Annotated in this window: 17 protein-coding genes; 5 read left to right on the top strand and 12 right to left on the bottom strand. The window is 73.6% G+C overall.

From position 1 onward, the window contains the following. Positions 1–4: 4 nt before the first annotated feature. From ACIQOE_RS41675 to rpsO, 3 genes are all read right to left on the bottom strand, one after another. Entirely contained in the window at positions 5–1384 is a 1380-nt protein-coding gene (locus ACIQOE_RS41675; RefSeq protein ID WP_401417315.1) for a M16 family metallopeptidase, read from the bottom strand. After that, a complete protein-coding gene (locus tag ACIQOE_RS41670; protein ID WP_351323623.1) occupies positions 1381–3606 on the bottom strand; it encodes a polyribonucleotide nucleotidyltransferase in 2226 nt (741 codons plus the stop codon). Before ACIQOE_RS41670 ends, ACIQOE_RS41675 begins: the two co-directional genes overlap by 4 nt. A 342-nt stretch (positions 3607–3948) precedes the next feature. Beyond that, complete coding sequence (gene rpsO / locus ACIQOE_RS41665) at positions 3949–4236, bottom strand: 30S ribosomal protein S15 (RefSeq protein WP_351323622.1); 288 nt, start codon at positions 4234–4236, stop codon at positions 3949–3951. Positions 4237–4497: 261 nt separating this feature from the next. Between rpsO and ACIQOE_RS41660 the strand changes: the two genes are divergently transcribed. Further along, positions 4498–4791 carry a DUF397 domain-containing protein gene (locus ACIQOE_RS41660; protein WP_351323621.1) on the top strand — a complete coding sequence of 98 codons (294 nt, stop codon included), beginning with the start codon at positions 4498–4500 and terminating at the stop codon, positions 4789–4791. A gap of 542 nt (positions 4792–5333) precedes the next feature. After that, positions 5334–8780: an SCO5717 family growth-regulating ATPase gene (locus ACIQOE_RS41655; RefSeq protein WP_401417314.1), complete on the top strand. Its 3447-nt coding sequence runs from the start codon at positions 5334–5336 to the stop codon at positions 8778–8780. A 63-nt stretch (positions 8781–8843) separates the two neighbouring features. On the opposite strand, the gene ACIQOE_RS41650 is transcribed toward ACIQOE_RS41655, so the two are convergent. The 9 genes from ACIQOE_RS41650 to rimP all read right to left on the bottom strand — a co-directional run bounded on the left by ACIQOE_RS41650 (position 8844) and on the right by rimP (position 20947). After that, positions 8844–9794 (bottom strand): bifunctional riboflavin kinase/FAD synthetase, encoded by a 951-nt coding sequence (locus ACIQOE_RS41650; protein WP_401417313.1) that lies wholly within the window; start codon positions 9792–9794, stop codon positions 8844–8846. 120 nt (positions 9795–9914) lie between these two features. Beyond that, positions 9915–13499 (bottom strand): trypsin-like peptidase domain-containing protein, encoded by a 3585-nt coding sequence (locus ACIQOE_RS41645; RefSeq protein ID WP_401417312.1) that lies wholly within the window; start codon positions 13497–13499, stop codon positions 9915–9917. A gap of 368 nt (positions 13500–13867) precedes the next feature. Then, complete coding sequence (gene truB, locus ACIQOE_RS41640; protein WP_351323617.1) at positions 13868–14773, bottom strand: tRNA pseudouridine(55) synthase TruB; 906 nt, start codon at positions 14771–14773, stop codon at positions 13868–13870. Next, positions 14770–15231 carry a 30S ribosome-binding factor RbfA gene (gene rbfA / locus ACIQOE_RS41635; protein WP_401417311.1) on the bottom strand — a complete coding sequence of 154 codons (462 nt, stop codon included), beginning with the start codon at positions 15229–15231 and terminating at the stop codon, positions 14770–14772. Before rbfA ends, truB begins: the two co-directional genes overlap by 4 nt. A gap of 40 nt (positions 15232–15271) precedes the next feature. After that, positions 15272–15565, bottom strand: coding sequence for a DUF503 domain-containing protein (locus ACIQOE_RS41630; protein ID WP_351931926.1), 294 nt, complete (start codon positions 15563–15565; stop codon positions 15272–15274). Between the two features lie 177 nt (positions 15566–15742). Continuing rightward, positions 15743–18889, bottom strand: a complete 3147-nt coding sequence (gene infB, locus ACIQOE_RS41625) for a translation initiation factor IF-2 (protein WP_365558994.1) — start codon at positions 18887–18889, stop codon at positions 15743–15745. 154 nt (positions 18890–19043) lie between these two features. Continuing rightward, complete coding sequence (locus tag ACIQOE_RS41620) at positions 19044–19313, bottom strand: YlxR family protein (RefSeq protein WP_351323612.1); 270 nt, start codon at positions 19311–19313, stop codon at positions 19044–19046. 135 nt (positions 19314–19448) lie between these two features. After that, complete coding sequence (nusA, locus tag ACIQOE_RS41615) at positions 19449–20435, bottom strand: transcription termination factor NusA (RefSeq protein WP_351323611.1); 987 nt, start codon at positions 20433–20435, stop codon at positions 19449–19451. Positions 20436–20437: 2 nt separating this feature from the next. After that, positions 20438–20947: a ribosome maturation factor RimP gene (rimP, locus tag ACIQOE_RS41610; protein WP_401417309.1), complete on the bottom strand. Its 510-nt coding sequence runs from the start codon at positions 20945–20947 to the stop codon at positions 20438–20440. Between the two features lie 217 nt (positions 20948–21164). On the opposite strand from rimP, the gene ACIQOE_RS41605 reads away from it, so the two are divergent. Genes ACIQOE_RS41605 through ACIQOE_RS41595 form a run of 3 tightly spaced genes read left to right on the top strand, consistent with a single transcriptional unit; the run spans position 21165 to position 23116 of the window. Continuing rightward, positions 21165–21707, top strand: coding sequence for a hypothetical protein (locus tag ACIQOE_RS41605; RefSeq protein ID WP_351323609.1), 543 nt, complete (start codon positions 21165–21167; stop codon positions 21705–21707). Continuing rightward, positions 21704–22192 (top strand): ferritin-like domain-containing protein, encoded by a 489-nt coding sequence (locus ACIQOE_RS41600; protein ID WP_362642135.1) that lies wholly within the window; start codon positions 21704–21706, stop codon positions 22190–22192. The genes ACIQOE_RS41605 and ACIQOE_RS41600 overlap by 4 nt, the downstream gene beginning before the upstream one ends. Positions 22193–22222: 30 nt before the next feature. After that, positions 22223–23116 carry an aminoglycoside phosphotransferase family protein gene (locus tag ACIQOE_RS41595; RefSeq protein WP_351323607.1) on the top strand — a complete coding sequence of 298 codons (894 nt, stop codon included), beginning with the start codon at positions 22223–22225 and terminating at the stop codon, positions 23114–23116. Positions 23117–23266: the final 150 nt, after the last annotated feature.

The raw sequence follows: 23266 nt of genomic DNA, 5'->3' as shown, positions 1-23266 counted from the left end.
GGTGTCAGGCGACGGCGTCGTGCAGGCGGGCGGCCTGTTTGTCCTTGAGCGGGCCGATGACCGACAGCGACGGGCGCTGTCCCAGGATGTCGCGGGCCACGGAGCGGACCTCGTCCGGGGTCACGGCCGCTATCCGGGCCAGCATGCCGTCGACGGACATCTGCTCGCCCCAGCACAGCTCGCTCTTGCCGATACGGTTCATCAGCGCGCCGGTGTCCTCCAGGCCGAGCACCGTGGAGCCCCGGAGCTGGCCGACGGCGCGGGCGATCTCCTCGTCGGGCAGGCCGTGCTCGGCGACCCGGTCCAGTTCGTCGCGGCAGATCTTGAGGACGTCGTGGACCTGCGAGGGGCGGCAGCCGGCGTAGACGCCGAACAGGCCGCAGTCGGCGAAGCCCGAGGTGTAGGAGTACACGCTGTAGGCCAGGCCGCGCTTCTCGCGGACCTCCTGGAAGAGCCGGGAGGACATGCCGCCGCCGAGGGCGGTGTTGAGCACGCCGAGCGCCCAGCGCCGGTCGTCGGTGCGGGGCAGGCCGGGCATGCCGAGGACGACGTGCGCCTGCTCGGTCTTGCGGCCGAGCAGTTCCACGCGTCCGGCGGTGCGGATGGTGCGGCGTCCCTCGCGCGGGCTGATGGGGGCCGCCTCGGCGGTCCGGAAGGCGCCGGCCTTCTCGAAGGCCGCGCGGACCTGTCGTACGACCTTGGCGTGGTCGATGTTGCCGGCCGCCGCGACCACCAGGTGGGTGGGGTCGTAGTGCTTCTTGTAGAAGCGGCGGATGCGGTCGGCGGTGAGGGCGTTGACGGTGTCGACCGTGCCGAGGACCGGGCGGCCGAGGGCGTTGTCGCCGAACATGGTGTGCGCGAACAGGTCGTGCACGCAGTCGCCGGGGTCGTCCTCGGTCATGGCGATCTCTTCGAGGATCGCGCCGCGCTCGACGTTGACGTCGTCTTCCAGGATCAGGGAGCCCGTGAGCATGTCGCAGACGACGTCGATGGCGAGCGGCAGGTCGGTGTCGAGCACGCGCGCGTAGTAGCACGTGTACTCCTTCGCCGTGAACGCGTTCATCTCGCCGCCGACCGCGTCCATGGCGGAGGAGATGTCCAGGGCGGAGCGGCGCGCGGTGCCCTTGAAGAGCAGGTGCTCCAGGTAGTGCGTGGCGCCGTTAAGGGTCGGGGTCTCGTCGCGGGAGCCGACGTGGGCCCAGATCCCGAAGGTCGCGGAGCGCACCGAGGGCAGGGTCTCGGTGACGATGCGCAGGCCGCCGGGGAGGGTGGTCTTGCGGACCGTGCCGATGCCGTTCTCGCCCTTGATCAGGGTTTGGGTACGGGCGACGGCCCGCGCCTCCGAGGAGGTGCGGGCCGTCGTCGTGGAGCTGCTCGACGTCACTTGTCGGTGTCGTCCTTTGCGTCCTCGGAGGAAGCCTCTTCCTCGCCCTCGATCACGGGGATGAGGGAGAGCTTGCCGCGGGAGTCGATCTCGGCGATCTCGACCTGGACCTTCTGGCCCACACCGAGGACGTCCTCGACGTTCTCCACGCGCTTGCCGCCGGCCAGCTTGCGGATCTGCGAGATGTGCAGCAGACCGTCCTTGCCGGGCAGCAGGGAGACGAACGCGCCGAAGGTGGTCGTCTTCACGACCGTGCCCAGGTAGCGCTCGCCGACCTCGGGCATCGTCGGGTTGGCGATGCCGTTGATCGTGGCGCGGGCGGCCTCGGCGGCCGGGCCGTCGGAGGCACCGATGTAGATGGTGCCGTCGTCCTCGATGGTGATCTCGGCGCCGGTGTCCTCCTGGATCTGGTTGATCATCTTGCCCTTGGGGCCGATGACCTCACCGATCTTGTCCACGGGGATCTTGACGGTGATGATCCGCGGGGCGTTCGGGGACATCTCGTCCGGCTTGTCGATCGCTTCCATCATCACGTCGAGGATGTGGAGGCGGGCGTCCCGCGCCTGCTTGAGGGCGGCGGCCAGGACGGAGGCCGGGATGCCGTCCAGCTTGGTGTCGAGCTGGAGGGCGGTCACGAACTCCTTGGTGCCGGCGACCTTGAAGTCCATGTCGCCGAAGGCGTCCTCCGCACCGAGGATGTCGGTGAGGCTGACGTAGTGCGTCTCGCCGTCGATCTCCTGGGAGATCAGGCCCATGGCGATACCGGCGACCGGGGCCTTCAGCGGCACACCGGCGTTCAGGAGCGACATGGTGGAGGCGCACACGGAGCCCATGGACGTCGAGCCGTTGGAGCCGAGGGCCTCGGACACCTGACGGATCGCGTAGGGGAACTCCTCGCGGGTCGGCAGGACCGGGACCAGGGCGCGCTCGGCGAGGGCGCCGTGGCCGATCTCGCGGCGCTTCGGGGAGCCGACGCGGCCGGTCTCGCCGGTGGAGTACGGCGGGAAGTTGTAGTTGTGCATGTAGCGCTTGCGGGTCACCGGGGAAAGGGTGTCCAGCTGCTGCTCCATCCGGAGCATGTTGAGGGTGGTGACGCCCAGGATCTGGGTCTCGCCGCGCTCGAACAGCGCCGAACCGTGCACGCGCGGGATGGCCTCGACCTCGGCGGCCAGGGTGCGGATGTCGGTGACACCGCGGCCGTCGATGCGCTTCTTCTCCTTGATCACGCGCTCGCGGACCAGCTGCTTGGTGAGCGAGCGGTACGCGGCGGAGATCTCCTTCTCGCGGCCCTCGAACTCCGGGAGCAGCTTCTCGGCGGCCAGACCCTTGACGCGGTCCAGCTCGGCCTCGCGCTCCTGCTTGCCGGCGATGGTCAGCGCGGCGGCGAGCTCCGGGCGGACGGCGGCGGAGAGCGCCTCCAGGACGTCGTCCTGGTAGTCCAGGAAGATCGGGAACTCGCCGGTCGGCTTGGCGGCCTTGGCGGCGAGGTCGGCCTGGGCCTTGCAGAGCACCTTGATGAAGGGCTTCGCGGCGTCCAGACCGGAGGCGACGACCTCCTCGGTCGGCGCCTCGGCGCCGCCCTTGACCAGCTGGATGGTCTTCTCGGTGGCCTCGGCCTCGACCATCATGATCGCGACGTCGCCGTCCTCCAGGACGCGGCCCGCGACCACCATGTCGAAGACGGCGTCCTCGAGCTCGGTGTGCGTCGGGAACGCGACCCACTGGCCGTTGATCAGCGCGACGCGGACGCCGCCGATCGGGCCGGAGAAGGGCAGACCGGCCAGCTGGGTGGACGCGGACGCGGCGTTGATCGCGACGACGTCGTACAGGTGGTCGGGGTTGAGCGCCATGATGGTGGCGACGACCTGGATCTCGTTGCGCAGGCCCTTCTTGAAGGACGGGCGCAGCGGGCGGTCGATCAGGCGGCAGGTGAGGATCGCGTCCTCGCTGGGCCGGCCCTCACGGCGGAAGAAGGAACCGGGGATCTTCCCGGCCGCGTACATGCGCTCCTCGACGTCCACCGTGAGGGGGAAGAAGTCGAGCTGGTCCTTGGGGTTCTTGGAGGCGGTGGTGGCCGACAGCACCATGGTGTCGTCGTCCAGGTACGCCACGGCGGAGCCGGCGGCCTGCTTGGCCAGGCGGCCCGTCTCGAAGCGGATGGTGCGGGTGCCGAAGGCGCCGTTGTCGATGACGGCCTCGGCGTAGTGGGTCTCGTTCTCCACTAGCGTTTTCTCCGTTACTTTCGTCTGCGTTGCGTCTTTTGTCCCGGTCTGCCCGTGTGGCAGGGGGACGGTCCCGGAGAAGCGCGCCGTGCTGTGCGGGCCGGTCTTCGATCGAAGCACCCGGGGCTCGCTTCCCCCCGGGGGCCACTACCGAGGACCGGCGGCGGCTTGGGTGCGCTTCTCCTTGGTTCACTGACGTGCTGTGTCAGCTGTCGTGCTGTGTCGTGCGTATTGCGTTGTGCTACCACACTACAAAGCGTGAGTGACACTCCGCACGTTTCCGCACGTACGGCAAAGGGAGCGGTCCCGGGTCTCTCCGGGAACCGCTCCCTTCACGGCGTCTTACTTGGCGCCCGCCGCACCGCGGCGGATGCCCAGGCGGTCGACCAGCGCACGGAAGCGCTGGATGTCCTTCTTCGCCAGGTACTGCAGGAGGCGGCGGCGCTGACCGACCAGGATCAGCAGACCACGACGGGAGTGGTGGTCGTGCTTGTGGGTCTTGAGGTGCTCCGTCAGGTCGGAGATCCGACGGGAGAGCAGAGCGACCTGGACCTCGGGGGAGCCGGTGTCACCGTCCTTGGTACCGAACTCGGAGATGATCTGCTTCTTCACTGCGGCGTCGAGCGACACGCGTACTCCTCATGTGTGTGAGTGCCTTCCGAGCGCCCCCGGTCTTCATCGCGGGGGAGCTTCCACAACTCGGGAGGCGGGGATCCGTCGGGCGCTGCCTCAGGGGTCCGCGGGGGACTCCGGGGGTGCGTACACAAACGGCCGTCGACCAGGGTACCAGTGCCGACGGGCGGGACCGCACATGGCCGTCATGGACAGGGCGACCGCCAGTAGTGTGGCGGTCACAGGTACGCATCATCGTCGGGAAGGGGTCGCCGCGGGATGAGCGAGACGGCGGAGGAGATGAAGGCGCGCAAGGAGCGGGAACGGGACGAGCTCTACGCGCTCGACATCTCGGGCGTCGAGTGGCACTGCGCGCCCGGCACCGAGCAGGACGAGGAGCGGGTGGAGATCGCCTACCTGCCCGAGGGGGCGGTGGCGATGCGGTCGTCGCTGGACCCGGACACCGTGCTGCGGTACACGGAGGCGGAGTGGCGTGCCTTCGTGCTGGGGGCGCGGGACGGAGAGTTCGACCTGGAGCCGAACGAGCAGAACGGCGGCCTGGCCGCCCAGTGAGCCGGGGCCCGGTCGGCGACCGGGCCCCGCTTTCTTTCTTCGTGCGGCCGGGTGCCGGGCGTTCTCAGACTTCCCGCCCCCCGTGTGCCGCACCCATGCCGGAACGGCCGCAAGGGCCAGGGCGCTTGCCGTGCCCGCCCCGCACTCCCCCGCTCCGTGACCACTCGCCCGCACCCTTCCGCCGTCAGGGCACCATGGACGTGGAGTGCGGCCGTCACGCCGCCAACTGACGCCCGGACTGACGGCTCTTGCCCTTTTTGTTCATCGATTGTTGGGCAAGACGAAAGCTGTGTACAGGAGTTCAGGGCATGGTGTGACCAGGTGGACGTCCGTATTGGGACGGACGGGCCTGCCGAGGTCCGGCTCCCGGTGATTAGGCTGGGAGGGGGGCGCGACGCCGGGACCGTGAACACGGCGTCGGGGCCCCGAGGGGGAGAGCCGGTGGATCGGACTACCTCAAACGAATACGGATGCTGAGAACGACACGACACGGTCGTCGCGCCGGCACGGCATGAGGGTGCTCGACCACACCAGGAGGAACTGTGAGCAGCGAGCGGGACGGGATCCGCGGGGGCTGGGCCACACCCGGCGAAGACCAGCCCGACGCGGAGTCACTCAACGAGATGACGGGCGAGTTCACGATCGACTACGCGCCGCCCGCCTGGTACACGCAGAACGCCGCGGCCGGTCCGGACGCGGCCGACGACACCGGGACTCCGGGCACGGCGGGGACGCCGGGCACGGCGGGAGCGCCGGGGAGGGCGGGCGCCCCCGGGGCCGGTGCCGCCACGACGCCTGCCGCGCAGCCCCGTTCGCCGTTCCCGCCGGGAGCACCGATCCCGGGGCTGACTCCCCCGCCGCACGCCCAGCAGGGCGGCGGAACACCGGGTGCCGGCGGGCCGTTCGCTCCCGCGCCCGCCTCGGCTCCCGGAGCGCCTTTCACGCCGCCGCCGGCCGCGACGCCGGGCGCGCCGTTCACCCCGCCGCCCACCGCGACGCCGGGCGCTCCCTTCACCCCGCCGCCCACCGCGACGCCGGGCGCTCCCTTCACCCCGCCGCCCACCGCCGCTCCCGGCGCCCCCTTCACCCCGCCGGCCGCGCCGGCGCCGGGTGCCCCGTCGGCGCCCGCGCCCGCCGCGACGCCCGGAGCGCCGTTCACCCCGCCGCCCGCCTCGACGCCCGGAGCGCCGTTCACCCCCGCGCCCGCGTCAACGCCGGGAGCACCCTTCACTCCTCCGGCGTCGACGCCGGCGGCGCCGTTCACTCCGCCGCCCGCCTCGGTTCCGGGTGCGCCCTTCACGCCGCCGGCTCCGAGCGCCGCCGCGGGGGCGCCGGCCGCTCCGCCGGCGCCGGTCGCCGGGCCGCCCGCCGCGCCGTTCACGCCCGCGGCACCGCCCGCCGCACCGCCCGCGGACGGTGCGGCCGCCGTGCCGAAGCTGCCGGCCGGTTTCGAACCGCAGCGGCCCGCCGCCGAGGAACCGGCGGCGGTGCCCGAGCCGGACAACGGCGACCTGGACAGCGGGGCGACGATGCGGTTCTCCGCCGTCGCGCTGAAGCGTGACATCGCCAAGGCCGCCGAGGACCAGGCGGCCCCGCAGCCCCGCGCCGGGGACGAGGAGGCGGAGAAGAAGGACGCCGAGGCGGAGGACCGGTCGGCGGCCGACGTCATCGCCCTCCTGGTCGACTCCGGCGCGAAGAGCACGGACGCTGCCGAGGACGCGGACGCCTCGCCGCACCCCGGCACCGCCGAGGCCGGCGCCGAGGACGAGACCTCCGACGACGAAGCCGACTCCGACTCCGACTCCGGCGACAAGGACGAACCGGCCCTGGCCGCCGCCCCGGTGGACGACACCGAGGACGACGAGCCCCGGGACGCGGTCGCCGCCACCGAAGGCGAGGACGACCAGGACGACGACCTGGCCGACGACGGCGAGGAGGCCGCGGCCGCGCACGCATCCGCCTCGGCGTCCGCCACCGCGACCCCGGACGACGCCGACGAGCCCGAGGACGCGCCCCCCGCGCCCCAGGACGCCGTGGCCTCCGCTCCCGCACCGCAGGACGCGCCCCCGGCACCCACCACACCGCCCGTCGCGCCGCCCACCGCCTGGACGCCGCCGCCCGCACCGCCCGCACCGCCCGCCGTGGTGCCGCCCCTGCCGCCGGCCTACCAGCCCGCGGCCCCGGCACCGGCCGACGACTGGCCGGTCCAGCCCGCGCCGCCGGCACCCGGTCAGGGTCCGGTGGCCAGGCCGGGACAGCAGCCGCCGTTCCAGCACCCGCAGGCTCCCCAGCCCGCACCGGCCGCCTGGCACCAGCCCTCCGGCCCACAGCCGGACGCCCCCGTCCCGCCGCAGGCACCGGACGGCTACGGCTTCCCGCAGCCCCCGGTCCCCCCGGCCGCGCAGCCGCAGCAGCCGGACGCGCAGGGCGGCTACGGCTACCCCGGCGCGCCCGTGCCCCAGGCGCCCCCGGCGGCCGGTTACGGCTTCCCGCAGCCCGCCGCGCAGCCGCCGGTGCCCCCGGCCGGTCCCGCGGGCTACGGCTTCCCGCAGCAGGGTCAGCCGCAGCCGGCGCCCCAGGACCCGCGCGCCGCGCAGCCCGCCCAGCCCCCGGCTCCGGCTCCGCACCCGCAGCAGCCGGACCCGCAGGCACCGCAGGCCCCCCAGCCGCCCGTCGACCCGCGGATCGGTGCCGCCTGGCCGCAGCCCATGCAGCACGACCAGCGGCAGATGACCAACCCCGGTGCGGCGCCGCTGGGTTACACCGCCGCCGTCGAGCTCTCCTCCGACCGGCTGCTCAACAACAAGAAGCAGAAGGCCAAGAGCGGCCGGCCCGGTGCCGTGCCCTCGCGGTTCAAGCTCGGCGGCAAGAAGGAGGAGGCGGAGCGGCAGCGGAAGCTGGACCTGATCCGTACGCCGGTGCTCTCCTGCTACCGGATAGCGGTGATCAGCCTCAAGGGCGGTGTCGGCAAGACCACCACGACCACCGCACTCGGCTCCACGCTCGCCACCGAGCGCCAGGACAAGATCCTCGCCATCGACGCCAACCCGGACGCCGGCACGCTCGGCCGCCGGGTGCGCCGCGAGACCGGGGCCACCATCCGCGACCTGGTCCAGGCGATCCCGTACCTCAACTCGTACATGGACATCAGGCGGTTCACCTCGCAGGCCTCGTCCGGTCTGGAGATCATCGCCAACGACGTGGACCCGGCCGTCTCGACCACGTTCAACGACGAGGACTACCGGCGGGCGATCGACGTCCTGGGCAAGCAGTACCCGATCATCCTCACCGACTCGGGCACCGGTCTGCTCTACAGCGCCATGCGCGGGGTGCTGGACCTCGCCGATCAGCTGATCATCATCTCGACGCCGTCCGTGGACGGGGCGAGCAGCGCCAGTACGACCCTGGACTGGCTCTCCGCGCACGGCTACGCCGACCTGGTGTCCCGGTCCCTCACCGTCATCTCCGGAGTCCGCGAGACCGGCAAGATGATCAAGGTCGAGGACATCGTGACGCACTTCGAGACGCGCTGCCGTGGTGTCGTGGTCGTGCCGTTCGACGAGCACCTGTCCGCCGGTGCCGAGGTCGACCTCGACATGATGCGGCCCAAGGTGCGGGAGGCGTACTTCAACCTCGCGGCGATGGTCGCCGAGGACTTCGTGCGCCACCAGCAGATGCACGGTCTGTGGACCAGCGACGGCAACCCGCCCCCGGTCGCGGCCCCGCCGCTGCCGGGACAGCCGCTGCCCGCCCAGCAGTACGCGCCGCCGCAGGCTCCGGGCGGACAGCAGCCGTACGCGCCGCCGTACCCGCAGCAGCCGTACCCGCAGCAGCCGGGGCAGCCTCCGCAGCAGGATCTCTACGGCCGTCCCCAGCCGCAGCCGCAGCCCCCGCAGCCGGGGCAGCAGCCGTATCCCGCGCAGCCTCCGCAGCAGCAGCCTCCGCAGCAGCCGGGCTACGGCTATCCGCAGGAGCCGCCGCAGCAGTAGCGGGGAACGACGAAGGGCGGCCGGTGCCTCACCGCACCGGCCGCCCTTCGTCGTATCTCCAGCTCAGGCGTCGTCGGCCGCCACCAGGGCACGGCACTGCTCGACGTCCTCGGCCATCTGCTCCAGCAGTGCGTCGAGCGACTCGAACGTGGCCTGGCCGCGGACGTAGGCCAGGAAGTCGACGGCGACGTGCAGGCCGTACAGGTCGAGGCCGACGCGGTCGATGGCGTACGCCTCCACCGTGCGCTCGGTGCCGTCGAACTGCGGGTTGGTGCCGACGGAGATCGCGGCCGGCATCACTTCGCCCTGCGCGTGCAGATAACCGGCGTAGACGCCGTCGGCGGGGATCGCGGTGTGCGGGAGCGTCTCGACGTTGGCCGTCGGGAAGCCCAGCTCACGGCCGCGCTGGGCGCCGCGCACGACGACACCCTCCACCCGGTGCGGGCGGCCGAGGATCTCGCGGGCGCCCGCCATGTCGCCCTCGGCGACCAGGCGCCGGGTCAGCGTCGAGGAGAACGGCTCGCCGCCGCCCGCCTCACCGCGCACGTACAGGTCGACGACCTCGACCTCGAAGTCGTAGACCTTGCCCTGCTCGGCGAGGAACTCGACGTTGCCCGCGGCCTTGTGGCCGAAGCGGAAGTTGGGGCCCTCGACGACGGCCTTGGCGCGCAGCCTGTCGACCAGCACCTTGACCACGAAGTCGCCCGGCGACAGACGCGAGAACTCGGTGGTGAAGGGCAGGATCAGCACCGCGTCCACGCCCAGTTCCGCCATCAGCTCGGCGCGGGTGTGGTGCGGGGCGAGCAGCGGCGGGTGGCTGCCGGGGCGGACGACCTCGCTGGGGTGCGGGTCGAAGGTGACGACGACCGCCGGGACGCCCAGCTCACGGGCGCGGTCCACGGCATGCCGGATGATCAGCTGGTGCCCGCGGTGCACTCCGTCGTAGGACCCGATGGTGACGACGCTGCGCCCCCAGTCCTCGGGGATGTCCTCCAACCCACGCCAGCGCTGCACTGTGACCGCTCCTCGAACCTGTGTCCGTTGTCCGTCTTACGCAGGTCTAAGGGTGCCATGTTTGGCGGACGCGTCTCACACCGGCACGGTCGCTGTGACCCGGCGCACGCCCGCGGCGCGTCACGCGGGCACCCGGACACCGGCGAGGTTCCCCAGCATCCGCCGGGTGCTCGGGCCCACCACCGCGGTCCACTCCTCCGGGGTGTCGGTGAGCCAGCGGGCCATCAGGGCGGCGAAACCGGGCACGTGCCGGCCCAGGTCGACCAGGCCGCGGTCGAAGCGGGCCGCCCCGGCCGGGGTGCGGACCAGCAGCAGGCCGGTGCGCCTGACCAGGTCGCGCATCGCGTCGCCGTCGTCCTCGCGCTGCACGGCGGCGGCGTGCAGCAGCGCGTCGAGGACGTCCGGGTTCCGCTCGCGGTCCAGCAGGAACTCCAGCAGTTCCCGGCGCAGCGGCCGTGAAACGGCGGTGCCCCCCGCGCCGAGGACGGTCGCCAGGGCCGCCCGCACCGGCTCGGTACCGTCCACCAGCAGGCCGGTGACCAGGGGCAGCAGGCCGGCGCGGGCCCCGGCACCCTGCCCGAGGCGGCGCTCGACGAACCCGGCCACCTGCCCTGCGGTCTCCGGGCGCAGTTCGGCGGCCTCCAGGACCAGCGCGGTGATCCGGTCGGCGAGGGCCGGTGCGGTGACGTCGGCGAGGGCGCGCACCACCTGCCCGGCGGCGGGCCCGCGCAGCCGGTCGCGGAAGGCCGCCAGGACGTCGTCGGCATGGGTGGTCAGGGCGGGCACGAGGGCGCCCGGCGACAGGTGCGGGTCGCCGGCGGCGAAGTGCCGCAGCGCCTGCGGGAGATGGCGGGACCGGGTCCAGGGGTCCCGGACCAGCAGGGCGAGCGCGCCGCCGTGCAGGGCGCGGTCGGCGGGGCGGGCGAGCAGGGCGAGCGCCGCGTGGCGGAGCAGGGCGCGGTCGGCCTCGCCGCGCACGTGCGGGGCGGTGCGCAGCGCGTGGGACACCGCGGCCACCCGGCGGGCCGGGCGCTCGTCGTGGGCCCAGCGGTCGACGGCCCGGCACAGCGCGGACGGCTCGTCCTCGGCGAGCACGGCGAGCAGTTCGTCGCCCCGCCGGTGCGCGGCGTCGACCAGCACCTCGGTCAGGTCGTCCAGCGCCCGGCGCCGGTGGGTGTGCAGCAGCGCCTGCGCGGCGGTGGCCACCGTGGCCCGCGGCATCGCGGGCAGCGGCCGCTCGTCGTCGAACCAGCGGGTCAGACACGGCTGTACGGCGGCGGGGTCGGCGGCGAGCAGCCGGGCGACGGCGTCCAGGTAGCGGGGGGCCGGATCCGCGGCGGGCGTGGCGGGCGCCGGCCGGGGGCCGGGGCGTCCGGCGGGTGTGGCCTGCGGCGGCGGTTCGTCGGCGCGCACCAGTCTGCGCAGCAGGTCGAGGCGTTCGGCGTCGGGCAGGGCGAGCGCGGTCCAGAAGTCCGGTCCGAAGGGGGTGCCTGCGGTGCCGCGCCGGGCCACGACCCGGTCGGCGAGCAGCCGCAGCACGCCGGTGTACGGCGTGGCGTCGGGCAGCAGCGGCAGGGTCCTGGCGAGCAGCCGGGCGGCCCACCAGGAGGCGGGATCGAGGTCGAGGGCGTGCACCAGGTCCTGGAGCAGCGGGGCGAGCCGGGCCGGGCCGTCCTGGCGGTCCAGGAGCAGCAGCGCCTGGACGACCGGGCCGATCCGGTGGTGCGGGACGGGCCGCGGATGGACGCTGCCGGGGGTGCGGGGGCGGTGGACCAGGGCGCGCAGGGCCTCGTCCAGGTCCAGGTGCATGCCCTGCAGCCAGTCGGCGATCTCCTCGTGGGCGAACCGGTAGCCGTCGCCCGCCGGGACCAGCAGTCCCTCGGCGAGGACGGCGGAGGCCCAGCCGGAGCCGCCGCCGGGCAGCGCCGGGACGGGCCCGCACGGGAACACCGCCTCGAACGACTCGCGGTCCAGCCGGCCCTGGCCGGGGCCGAGGCTGCGCCGGGCGGCCTCGTGCACCCGGCCGCAGACGCGGGCGGCGAGCCGTCGTACGGCCGTGCCGCGCAGGCCGTTCTCGGCGGCCAGCCGGACCGCGACGCGCAGGCACCGCAGGTCGAGGTGGGCGGCGAAGACGTCGTAGCGGTCGAGCGGTGCGCCGGCGGGCGGATCCGGGAGGGCGGCGCGGACCTCGCCGAGCAGGCGCAGGGCGAGGGGGTGGCAGGCGTCGCGGTCGGTGAGGACGCCGTCCGGCACGCCGTGGCGGGAGCGGGCGCGGCGGGCCTCCTCGGGGGTGAGGTCGGTGAGCTGGACGCGGTCGGGGTGCGCGGGGCGCTGGTGCGGCGGGTGGGGCGCGAACTCGGCGCCCGCCTGTTCCCAGTACTCCTCGCGGCAGGCGAACAGGAGCCGGGTGCCGGTGCCGCGCAGCCATGTGGCGGTGTGCGCGGTCCAGGCGGGCAGCCGGTCGGCGAGGGCGGCCGGCATCTCCTCCGGGCCGTCAAGGAGCAGCAGGAGCGGGCGGTCCGCCCGGCCGGCGAGCCGGGCCAGCCGCTCCACGGTGAGGTCGCCGAGGTCGCCCGGGAGCCGGCCGCGGGAGGCGGCGACGGTCCGGACGGCGCGCTCCAGGGCGCGGCGGGCCGCGTCGGCGACCGAGTCGTCGGCGTCCCCGAGGTCGGCGCCGCGGAGCCAGAGGGTCGGGGCGGGGCGCGGTGCGCGGGTGCGGCGGGCGGCGAGGGCGGCGAGTTCGGTGGTGCGGCCGGTGCCGGGGTCTCCGACGAGGGCCAGGACGGTGCCGTGCGCGGTGTCGGTGCCGGTGTCGGTGCCGGTGGCTTCGGCGAAGGCCGACAGGCGCTCCGCGATCTCCGTCCGTTCGACGGGGCGGACGGGTTCGCCATGGCCGCCCGCGACCGGGTGCGGGCCGGTCGCGCGGTGCCCCCGGTCCCCGGCGGGCGGACCCGGCGGGCCGTCCTGCTCCACCGAGGTGGCCGTCAGTTCCAGGACGCCCGCGAGATTGAGGTCGGCGCCGTAGGCGGGGACGGTCGCTGCGTTGCGGGCGAGCAGGTCGGTCAGCTCGGCGCTGTCGGGGCGGTGGAGCGGGACCGCGAAGCCCGCGTCGCGCAGGACGGACCGCAGTGCGGTGCCCAGCACGCCGAGGACGGCGCCGGTCTCCGCGTCGAGGACCGGGCCGCCGGCCGCCCCGCCGCCGAGCCGCAGGGCGTCCCGGCCCGCCGTGCCGATCGCCAGCTCCAGCGCGTCGTGCAGGAGGTGGAAGCCGTCGGTGGCGGTGTACGTCGCCTCGGTCGCGGCCAGCACCCGGGCCTCGCGCCAGCGGTCGGCGGCGATCCGCACGTAGGTTCCGGCCGGGATCCGCTCCCGCACCGTGATCGGCAGCGGCGCCACGCCGAGGCCCTCGGTGCGGATCAGGGCGAGGCCGTGGGCGGGCAGCGGGGTGACCGCGTCCGGCTCGACCACGCAGGTGCGGTCGCCGGCGGCGTGCAGCACGATCCGGGCGAGCCCGTCGACGGTCTCGTGGCTGGTGACCAGGGTGCCGTCGTGGTCGGCGAGGAAGCCGGTGCCGCGCGGACGGCCGGCGAGGTCGCGGATCCGGACCAGCCGGTCGTCCGGGACCGGCCCGGTGTCCTGCCGAGCCGCATGCGCGCCGTCCGCCGTACGGCGGCCGTTCCCGGTCCGCGGGGTCCGTCCCGCCATGATCGAACCTCCCGCCGTACGCCCCTGCCCCGGGGCGTCCGCGGCGGATCCGGCCGCGGACCCGGGCCCGGCGCGCACGTCGGCCGCGCGCCGGGCCCGTGCCTCGGCGTCGGACGCCGCCGCGTGCCCGCGGCGCGAGCCGCCGGACAGGCCCCTGTCCGAGACCGTAGGGGCGAAATGATCAGCGGGACAGAGCGGGTGGCGAACGCGCCCCCCTCCGCTCCCCCGGTTCACTCCGAGCGCCTGCTCGGTCGGGTGAATAGCCCGGGACGGGTGGATACACCCTAGGGGTGGGGGAACCGAGGGGGGACCGTGGAGCGGCGGCGGCATCAGACCCCGTGGTCGCCGCTCCACGGGCACACCGTGCGTCAGCCGAACACGGCGAGGCTCTTGGCCTTGCCCTTCTGCTCCTCGACGAGCACGAGGAAGCGCCCGTCGGGGCCGAACACGCCGACGGGACCGGCGCCCGCGTACTCCTCGGGCATGTCGATCCGCACCCCGTTGCCGAGCAGTCCCGCGCGCCGGGCGTCGACCTGCCAGCGCGGGAAGGCCGCCGTGGCCGCCTCGGCGACCGGCATCACGGTCAGCTCCTGCTGGAGCTGGTCGAGCGTGCGGGCGGAGTCCAGCTTGTACGGTCCGACACGGGTGCGGCGCAGGGCGGTCAGGTGCCCGCCGACGCCCAGGCCCGCGCCCAGGTCACGGGCCAGGGCCCGGATGTAGGTGCCGGAGGAGCAGACCACCGAGACGACCAGGTCGAGCACGGGGGTGCCGTCCTCGGCGACGCCGTCGCGGACGTCGTAGACCGTGAACGACGAGACGGTCACCGGCCGGGCCGGGATCTCGAACTCCTCGCCCTCCCGGGCGCGCTTGTAGGACCGCACACCGTTGATCTTGATGGCGCTGACCTTGGACGGCACCTGCATGATGCGTCCGGTCAGCGCGGCGATGCCGGCGTCGACGGCCTCGCGGGTGACCCCGGAGGCGTCGGTGGACGAGGTGATCTCGCCCTCGGCGTCGTCGGTGACGGTGTTCTGCCCGAGGCGGACGGTCCCCAGGTACTCCTTCTCGGTGAGCGCGAGGTGACCGAGGAGCTTGGTCGCCCGCTCGACTCCGAGGACGAGGACGCCGGTGGCCATCGGGTCGAGGGTGCCGGCGTGCCCGACGCGCCGCGTGCGGGCGATGCCCCGCATCTTGGCGACGACGTCGTGCGAGGTGAAGCCCGACGGCTTGTCGACGATGACAAGGCCATCGGGCGGGGTGGGCTTGCTGGTCATTCGGTGGCGTCGTCCGTCTCGTCGGCGTCGTCCTCGGAACCCGGCTTCCTGTACGGGTCCGCTTCACCGGCGAAGGCGGCACCGGCGGAGACCTCGCGGACCTTGGCGTCCGAGGCCTTCGCCTTGTCGAGCAGGTCCTCGATGGTCTTCGCGGTGTCCGGAAGGGCGTCCGCGACGAACGCGAGGGTCGGCGTGAACTTCACGCCCGCCGCCGCGCCGACCGCCGAGCGGAGCACGCCCTTGGCGCTCTCCAGGCCCGCGGCGGCCGCGGCCCGCTCCTCGTCGTCGCCGTAGACCGTGTAGAAGACGGTCGCCTCCCGCAGGTCGCCCGTGACCCGGGTGTCCGTGATGGTGACGTGGGTGCCGAGCCGCGGGTCCTTGATCCCGCGCTGCAGCTTCTGGGCCACCACCTCTCGGATGAGGTCCGCCAGCCTCTTGGCGCGCGCGTTGTCGGCCACTGGTCCGTCTCCCGTTCTTTCTTCTGTGTCGTTCTCAGGTCTAGTCGTCGTCGCCGTGGAAGCGCCGTCGGACGGACAGCAGCTCCACCTCGGGGCGGGCGGCGACCAGCCGTTCGCACCGGTCGAGCACCTCGGTCAGGTGCGCGGTGTCTCCGGAGACCATGGCGAGGCCGATGCCGGCCCGGCGATGAAGGTCCAGGTGGTCCACCTCGGCCGCGCTCACGGCGAACTTCCGCTGGAGTTCGGCGACGATCGGGCGGACGACGGAGCGCTTCTCCTTCAGCGAATGGATGTCGCCGAGGAGGAGGTCGAAGGACAGAGTCCCCACGTACATGTATGTAACCGGTTCACCCGCCGGCACGGGATCGATGGCCCTGTTCAGGAACGGTACCCCGTCCCCGCCGGGGGCTCGACCGACTTTCCCCGCCGATTGCGGAGCCAGGGCTCCGCCCACGGGAAAAGTGCTGGCCGACGGGAGCGGACTCCCGTCGGCCAGCACCAACCACAGGTGTTACACCCGCGGCTTCTCGCGCATCTCGTACGTCGCGATGACGTCGTCGATCTTGATGTCGTTGAAGTTTCCGAGGTTGATACCGCCCTCGAAGCCTTCGCGGATCTCGGTGACGTCGTCCTTGAAGCGGCGCAGGCCCTCGATGTTGAGGTTCTCCGCGATGACCTTGCCGTCGCGGATGAGTCGGGCCTTGGTGTTGCGCTTGACCTCGCCGGAGCGGATGAGAACACCCGCGATGTTGCCCAGCTTGGACGACTTGAAGACCTCGCGGATCTCCGCCGTGCCGAGCTCGACCTCTTCGTACTCCGGCTTGAGCATGCCCTTGAGGGCCGCCTCGATCTCCTCGATCGCCTGGTAGATGACCGAGTAGTAGCGGACGTCCACGCCTTCGCGCTCGGCCATCTGCGCCGCGCGGCCTGCCGCGCGGACGTTGAAGCCGATCACGATGGCGTCCGAGCCCATCGCCAGGTCGATGTCGGACTCCGTGACCGCACCGACGCCGCGGTGCAGGACGCGGATGTCGACCTCTTCGCCGACGTCCAGCTGGAGCAGGGAGGACTCCAGGGCCTCGACGGAGCCAGAAGCGTCACCCTTGATGATGAGGTTGAGCTGCTGGACCTCGCCGGCCTTGAGCACCTTGTCCAGGTCCTCGAGGGAGACGCGGCGCGTGCGCTTGGCGAACGCGGCGTTGCGCTCACGGGCGGCGCGCTTCTCGGCGATCTGACGGGCCGTACGGTCCTCGTCCACCACCAGGAAGTTGTCGCCCGCACCCGGGACGTTGGTCAGACCCAGGACCTGGACCGGCGTCGCGGGTCCGGCCTCGGCGACGTTGTTGCCGTTGTCGTCGAGCATGGCGCGGACGCGACCGTAGGCGTCGCCCACGACCATCGTGTCGCCGACCCGCAGGGTGCCTCGCTGGACGAGGACCGTCGCCACGGCACCGCGGCCGCGGTCGAGACGGGACTCGATCGAGATGCCCTGTGCGTCCTGGTTCGGGTTGGCCCGCAGGTCGAGCGAGGCGTCCGCGGTCAGGATGACCGCTTCGAGCAGCGAGTCGATGTGCAGACCCTGCTTGGCGGAGATGTCGACGAACATCGTGTCGCCGCCGTACTCCTCGGCCACCAGGCCGTACTCGGTCAGCTGACCGCGCACCTTGGTCGGGTCGGCGCCCTCGACGTCGATCTTGTTGACCGCGACGACGATCGGGACGTCGGCCGCCTTGGCGTGGTTGAGCGCCTCGACCGTCTGCGGCATGACGCCGTCGTTGGCCGCGACGACCAGGATCGCGATGTCGGTCGACTTCGCACCACGGGCACGCATGGCGGTGAACGCCTCGTGACCCGGGGTGTCGATGAAGGTGATCTTGCGCTCTTCGTCGTTGACCTCGGTGGAGACCTGGTAGGCACCGATGTGCTGGGTGATGCCGCCGGCCTCGCCCGCGATGACGTTCGTCTTGCGGATGGCGTCCAGCAGTCGGGTCTTGCCGTGGTCGACGTGACCCATGACGGTGACGACCGGCGGACGGACCACCAGGTCGTCCTCGCCGCCCTCGTCCTCGCCGAACTCGATGTCGAAGGACTCGAGCAGCTCGCGGTCCTCCTCCTCGGGGCTGACGATCTGGACCGTGTAGTTCATCTCGCCGGCGAGGACCTCGAGGGTCGCGTCGGAGACGGACTGCGTGGCCGTGACCATCTCGCCGAGGTTCATCATGACCGCGACGAGGGACGCCGGGTTGGCGTTGATCTTCTCCGCGAAGTCGGTGAGCGACGCGCCGCGGGAGAGACGGATGGTCTCGCCGTTGCCGCGCGGCAGCATCACGCCGCCGACGCTCGGGGCCTGCATGGCCTCGTACTCCTGGCGACGCTGCCGCTTCGACTTGCGACCGCGACGCGCCGGACCGCCGGGACGGCCGAAGGCACCCTGCGTGCCACCACGGCCGCCGGGACCGCCGGGACGACCGCCGAAGCCGGGACGACCGCCGCCGCCACCGCCGGGACCGCCGCCGAAGCCGCCGCCACCGCCGCCGGGACCGCCGGGACGACCGGCGAAGCCGCCGCCGCCACCGGGACGGGCACCGCCACCGCCGCCGCCGGGACGGCCGGCGAAGCCGCCGCCACCGGGACGACCGGCGCCGCCGGGACGACCCGCACCGCCGGGACCGCGACCGCCGCCACCGGGGCCGGGACGCGGGCCGGCAGCGGGACGCTGCGGCATCATGCCGGGGTTGGGACGCGGACCCGCGGAGCCGCCGCCGGGACGCGGACCGCCCTGCGGGCGGGGCATGCCGGCCGGGCTCGGACGGGCACCGCCGGGAGCCTGGGGACGCGGACCGCCGCCCTGGGCGCCGGGCGCCTGGGGACGGGGAGCACCGCCGGGACCGCCGGGGCCGGGACGCGCGCCGCCCTGCGGGCGCGGGGCCTGCGGACGGGCCATGCCGGTGGAGCCACCGGAGGTGAAGGGGTTGTTGCCCGGACGCGGGCCGGCCGGACGGGCACCGCCCGGACGGGGAGCGCGCTCACCGCCGGGACGCTGGCCGCCGCCCTGACCACCCGGACGGGCCTGGCCCTGACCGGGGGCGGGACGACCGCCGGGACGCGGGGCGCTCTGGCCCGGACGCGGAGCGCCGCCGGGACGCTGGCCCTGTGCGGCGGCCGGGCTCTGCGCCGGGGCGGCCGGAGGGGCCGGCGGGGCGGTGAACTCGGGCGCGGCCGGAGCCGGACGCGGGGCGGGCTTCGGGCCCGGAACCGGGCGCGGGCCGGAGGCGGCCGGCGCGGGGGTGACCGGAGCCGGAGCCGGGGCCGGAGCCGAGGGAGCCGCCGGGGCCGAGGCCGCGGGGGCGGGAGCCGCCGGAGCCTGGGGCTGCGGGGCGGCCGGACGCGGGGCGCCCGGCTTGGGGGCACCCGGGCGTGCCGCCTGCGCCGGAGAGGGCGCGGCGGGCCTGGGGGCAGCCTTGCGCGGGGCGGGCTTGCCGGCGGACTTGCCGTTGCCACCGCCCTGGAAGGCGTCGGTCAGCTTGCGTACAACGGGCGCCTCGATCGTCGAGGACGCCGAACGGACGAATTCACCGAGTTCCTGGAGCTTGGCCATGACGACCTTGCTCTCAACCCCGAACTCCTTGGCGAGTTCGTATACCCGGACCTTAGCCACTTCGCTCCTTTTAGGTCCGGGTGCGTCCGGACCGTCGCTACTTCATGGGCGTACTCATCGCGTGCTCATCGAGTGCTCATCGCAATCTCGACCTACTTCCAACTCGCGGGGTACCAGAGCCGCACGGACGCTCCGTACGACGCTTCTTACGGTGTTACTGCTCGACGTACGGGCGCAACGCCTTTACGTCCAGCGGACCCGGGACGCGCAGCGCCCTCGGAAGTGCCCGGCGGCGCACCGCCTGGTCCAGACAGACCTGGGCGGGGTGTACATATGCACCCCGGCCGGGCAGCGTACCGCGAGGATCGGGGACACATTCGCCCTCGACCGCCACGATCCGCAGCAGTTCGGTCTTGGCCGCTCGCTGCCTGCACCCCACACAGGTGCGCTCAGGGCATGCGCGGGCATGCGTCCGGCCAGACACCGCTAAGTCTACCTCCCCGTACCGACCTCACCCCTTCGGGGCAGAGATCGAACGGCCGTTGTCGTAATCCAAGCGACCTGCGGCTTGGAACTATTCCCCTCGTCCGGGTGAACCGCCGACGAGGAGACGGGTGAGCTACTCGGACGCCTGTTCGGTATCCGGACGGATGTCGATCCGCCAGCCGGTCAGCCGGGCGGCGAGCCGGGCGTTCTGCCCCTCTTTGCCGATCGCAAGTGACAGCTGGTAGTCGGGCACGATCACCCGGGCGGACCGGGCCGCCAGGTCCACGACCTCCACCTTGGAGACCCGGGCCGGCGACAGCGCGTTCGCGACCATCTCGGCGGGGTCGTCCGACCAGTCGACGATGTCGATCTTCTCGCCGTTCAGCTCGCCCATCACGTTGCGGACCCGGCCGCCCATGGGGCCGATGCAGGCGCCCTTGGCGTTCAGGCCCGAACGGGTGGAACGGACCGCGATCTTCGTCCGGTGACCGGCCTCGCGGGCGATGGCGGAGATCTCCACGGAGCCGTCCGCGATCTCCGGCACCTCCAGGGCGAAGAGCTTCTTCACCAGGTTCGGGTGCGTGCGCGACAGCGTGACGGACGGACCGCGGACGCCCTTGGCCACCCGGACCACGTACGAGCGCAGCCGCATCCCGTGCGGATAGGTCTCACCGGGGACCTGCTCCTGCACCGGCAGGATGGCCTCCAGCTTGCCGATGTCCACGAGCACGTTCTTCGGGTCGCGGCCCTGCTGGACCACACCGGTGACGATGTCGCCCTCACGGCCGGCGTACTCGCCGAGCGTGGCGTCGTCCTCGGCGTCCCGCAGCCGCTGCAGGATGACCTGCTTGGCGGTGGAGGCGGCGATCCGCCCGAAGTCCGACGGGGTGTCGTCGAACTCGCGGGGCGCCTGCCCCTCCTCCAGGTCCTCGGGGTCCTCCTTCGCCCACACGGTCACATGCCCGGTCTCCCGGTTGAGCTCCACGCGCGCGTGTCGGCGGCTTCCCTCGGTGCGGTGGTAGGCGATGAGGAGGGCCGACTCGATCGCCTCGACCAGCAGGTCGAAGGAGATCTCCTTCTCCCGAACCAAGCCCCGCAGGGCACTCATGTCGATGTCCACGGCTACGCCTCCTCTTCTTCCGTCATGTCCTTCTTGTCCTTGCGGTTGAACTCGACCTGCACACGCGCCCTGTCGATCTCGGCGAAGCCGAGTCTGCGGGCGGTGGCCTTACGGCCCTTGACGCCGGGCACCTCCAGATCGAGGCCCTCGTCGTCGACGTCCAGGATGCGCGCGACCAGTTCGCCGTCCTCGGTGAGCTGGAACCTCACCAGGCGGTCCACGGCGCGCAGGTAGTGCCGGTGTTCGGTGAGGGCGCGCTCCGCGCCCGGGGTGCCGACCTCGAGGGTGTACTCGCCCTCGCCCATCGCGTCGCTCTCGTCGAGCCTCGCCGAGAGCTCACGGCTCACATCGGCGATCTGGTCCAGGTCGGCCCCGGTGTCGGAGTCGACGACCACGCGCAGCACCCTCTTGCGTCCGACCGAGTCCACGGCGATCTCTTCGAGATCCAGGCCCTGGGAGGTGACGAGCGGTTCCAGGAGCTCTCGCAGCCTCTCGCTCTGGGTCGTGCTCATCCGGGTGACTCCTCGGCCGCGTGTGCTGTTGTGGGTTGGGTCGCGTGTCTGGTCAAAGGGTATCCGGTCGTGAGGAGTGTTGCCGTCCACCCGGGTACGGACGGCGCCGATGAGTGGCTTCGGACAGGTGCGCGGGTACGGTGATCACGGACGGGTCCGTCCCGTGCCCCATTCCTTTCGCTTTTCTTCGTATCCAGCTCCCCCGAGGACGTCTGCCGTGTCGTTCCCCCCGCTGTCGCGTACCCCCTGGGGAGTACGCAGAAGGAGCCTGATCGTCTCCGCGGCCTCGGCCGCCCTGCTGGCGGGCTGCTCCGCCGGCCCCGACTCCGCGGGCAGCGGCGGCAGTACGTCGGCCACCGCGCGGGCACGCGCGCGTGCGGCCCGGGACAGCCGGGTGCTGCTCGGGCAGTACGACGCCGTCCTCGCCGCCCACCCCGGGCTCGCGGAGCGGCTGCGGCCGCTGCGGGCCCATGTGGCGGCCCATGCGGCGGCCTTCGCCGAGGGCGCGCAGGACGCGACGGCCACCGCCTCGGCCTCGGCCTCCGGCTCGCCCTCGGCCACGGTGTCCGCGCAGGCATCCCCCGCGGTGCCGGCCGACGAGAAGTCCGCGCTCGCCTCGCTGGCCGCCGCCGAGCGCACCCTCGCCGACCGCCGGGCCGCCGAACTGCTGGACGTGCCCGGCGAACTGGCACGGCTGCTGGCGGGGGTGTCGGCGGCCGGATCCGCGCACGCCTACCTGCTGACGAAGGGTGAGAAGTGAGCGACGGGACCAGCACCGAGGTGCTGAAGGCGCTTCAGGCGGCGCTGGCGGCCGAACACGCCGCGGTCTACGGGTACGGCGTCGTCGGCGGCCTGATCGGCACCCAGCGGCTGACCGAGGCGCGTTCGGCCTACGACGCGCACCGGGCCGGCCGGGACACGCTCGCCCGCACGGTACGGGACCTGGGCGCCACGCCCGTCGCCGCGAGCGCCGCCTACGCGCTGCCGTTCGACGTCACCGACGCGGCGACGGCCGTACGGCTCGCCGCCGAACTGGAGGCACGGGTGGCCGACGTCTACTCGGACCTCGTCCGGGCCTCCTCCGGCGCACGGCGCGGATCGGCGGCCGCGGCGCTGCGGGAGGCAGCGGTGCGGGCGGTGCGCTGGAGCGGGGAGAGCGTAGCCTTCCCTGGTCTCGCCGAGCGGGACGCGCCGCTGGGCCGGGCCGGCGCCTCGGCCTCGCCCTCGGCTTCGTCGACTCCGTAGAGCACGGAACAGGAAGGGAACGACTCGCGTATGGCTTTCGAACCGCCGCGGCGCCTGGTGAAGGCGCTCGGTGAGACGGCGCCGGACGGTGACGAGTGGCTGGAGAAGCTGCCCGACGCGGTGGAACGGGCCGTCGCCCTACGCGAGTTGACCGTGGAACGGGTGCAGGTGCCCGGCGGCCGCAGCAGCGTCGTCCTGCTGGTGCGGCAGGCCGGGGACACACCGGCGGTGCTGAAGCTGGCGCCGCGGCGGGCGAGGCCGGAGAGCGAGGCCGCGGCGTTGGCGCACTGGGCCGGACTCGGTGCCGTACGGCTGCTGGACGCCGACGGCGCGGACGGGGTGCTGCTGCTGGAGCGGCTGCACCCGGAGGTCTCGGTGCGGTCGCTGCCCGAGGCGAAGGCGCTGCTGGAGGCCGCGGGGACGCTGCGCCGGCTGTGGGTGGAGCCGCCCCGCGGCCCGGTGTTCGAGACGGTGGCGGAGCGGACCGGACGGCAGGCCGCGGCGATGCGGGCGGCCGCGGGTCCCGAGGTGGCCCCGCTGGTCGACGCGGCCCTCACCGCCCGGGACGACCTGCTGGCCGCGCCTCCTGAGCGGCGGCTGCTGCACGGGACGTTCCGGCAGAGCAAGGTGCTCGCCGGGGACCGGCTGCCGTGGCTGGCGGTGGGCCCGGACCCGGTGGTCGGGGAGTGCGCGTTCGACCTGGCACGGCTGGTACGGGACCGGGTGGAGGACCTGATCGCCTCCCCGTCGGGGGCCACCATCACACGGCGGCGGATCAAGCGGCTCGCGGAGTCCCTCGAGGTCGACCAGGAGCGGCTGCGCGGCTGGACGCTGTTCCGGGCGGTGGAGTCGGGCGTGCGGGCCCTTCGGGTGGGACGCCCGAAGGACGCCGAGCTGCTGCTCGAATTCGCCGCGTGGCTCTAGGGACGTCACGAAGGTCCGCAGACGCGCCGCGGGGGGGGCCGCGGGGGGGGCGGGGGGGGGGCGGGGGGGGGGGCCCCCGCCCGGGGGGGGGCGGGGGGGGCGGGGCGCAATCCCCCTGAGCTGCCCGCGGGCGCCGGGCCTGGGGGGCTT

The sequence above is a fragment of the Streptomyces sp. NPDC091282 genome (assembly GCF_044757385.1).
In the GTDB taxonomy this organism is placed as follows: Bacteria; Actinomycetota; Actinomycetes; order Streptomycetales; family Streptomycetaceae; genus Streptomyces; species Streptomyces gramineus.
This window is presented reverse-complemented; position numbering and strand designations above follow the sequence as displayed.